Raw genomic sequence first — 326 nt, 5'->3', positions numbered from 1 at the left:
CAGCGCGACTTCGGCGGCGTAGTCGGTTTCGACGGCGACCGGCTCGCGGGCGACTTCGACGCCGTTGCCGCAGGCGGTGTCGGTCAACGTCACGTTGCCGCCGCTGTCGACGCATTTGATGACATCTTGTCCGGCGAATGTCATCGATGCGACCATCATGCCAGCGAGGAAAATTGTGTGCTTCAAAGCTGTGGTGTTCATGATGTTGCTCCTTGTTTTCAATGAGGCCACTTTGCCCGGTACAGGAACGCTTTTCCGTTCGTTACCACACGCTGAACCCGCTTGTCGAATTATTTTTCTTCGAGTGAATACAAGAGCCAAAGCGC

At 55.8% G+C, this 326-nt stretch carries 1 protein-coding gene; it reads right to left on the bottom strand.

Annotation, left to right across the window (positions count from 1 at the left end; genetic code table 11):
- Positions 1-201, bottom strand: a 201-nt coding sequence (locus D0817_RS27025; RefSeq protein WP_134737809.1) for a DUF4124 domain-containing protein, incomplete at its 3' end; no start/stop codon positions are given.
- Positions 202-326: the final 125 nt, after the last annotated feature.

This window comes from Flavobacterium cupreum (genome assembly GCF_003996965.1).
In the GTDB taxonomy this organism is placed as follows: Bacteria; Bacteroidota; Bacteroidia; order Flavobacteriales; family Flavobacteriaceae; genus Flavobacterium; species Flavobacterium cupreum.
Note: the sequence above shows the minus strand (reverse complement) of the source record. Positions and strands in the feature narration are given on the sequence as shown.